Origin of the sequence: Streptococcus danieliae (assembly GCF_013415245.1) — a bacterium.
Taxonomy (GTDB): domain Bacteria; phylum Bacillota; class Bacilli; order Lactobacillales; family Streptococcaceae; genus Streptococcus; species Streptococcus danieliae_A.
The window spans coordinates 1-888 of record NZ_JACBXX010000234.1; the positions used below are offsets into that span (position 1 = coordinate 1).

The 888-nt window shown below is 39.1% G+C and carries 1 protein-coding gene and 1 pseudogene; both read right to left on the reverse strand.

Going from position 1 to position 888, the window contains the following annotated elements; all coding sequences use genetic code 11:
* Positions 1-173, reverse strand: a 173-nt coding sequence (locus HZY94_RS09835) for a helix-turn-helix domain-containing protein (RefSeq protein WP_179924846.1), incomplete at its 3' end; no start/stop codon positions are given.
* Positions 174-435: 262 nt separating this feature from the next.
* Positions 436-516, reverse strand: a pseudogene (locus tag HZY94_RS09840) (cysteine hydrolase); the annotation flags it as partial.
* Between the last annotated feature and the right edge of the window lie 372 nt (positions 517-888).

An 888-nucleotide genomic window follows, 5' to 3' on the forward strand; every position in this document is an offset into this window, starting at 1 on the left:
CTCACTTGTTGTAAGACTTGCCCTCGCTTGATTTCGTTATTGATTGTTTGAGGAGCTCTTCCAAGTAGGCGAGCAATTTCTCGATTGGATTTTCCTTCTTTGTTCCATCGTTCAATGTAGCGACGATCATTAATTGTCAAATGTTTTCCTTTTGTTGTATAATTGTTTTGCATCTCTGTGCCCTTCCTTTTGTTTGTGGTGAACAACAAGTATAGCACGGAGGTGTTTTCTTATACCTTACAAAAGGATTTCATTTGACAACAGGGACTTTTGAAGCTGTTTTGAGGGCTAAACCAAGGCTATCATTAGCCTTGGCCAATTAGCCTAACAGCTCCAAACCTATTATCAAATGAAATCAGACAACTCATCAGAATGAGTTGTAGTACTTATCTAGCAGATAGGATGGGTGGCTAACTTCATTTTAAAATTTTTGGCTCCAAACCCTTTACCAGCAGGTTTTAGAAATTCAACTTGTGGGTCGGTGATGAGAATGGCCGTATTGTCCTTATGAAACATGAGTAAATCTCCTTTTAATCTGAAAGTCCGAAACAGATAAAAAATATCTGTACCAACCGGTACAATTAGTATAGCAGGTTTGAGAGCTCCTGTAAATAAGTTTGCTTAGACTGCTTCCATTTTAAAATTGAATCCTCAAATGAGCTTGGCGAGATGCAGGTATAACTCAAGCTAGGCAAGTCGAAGTTAACGCCGTGTGGGATCAAAATAGAAAGAGTATTAGGGGTTTTTGGAGTTCGTGGTATAATCCCGACTTTATCACCTAAAAATAGACAAAGACCAGCTAACCCCTTGTGCCCCAAGGGATTTGGCTAGTCTTTTTTCTTATTTGGGTGTTGTATATGGAGCCTTAGCGTAGTTTTTTAGCTCTTC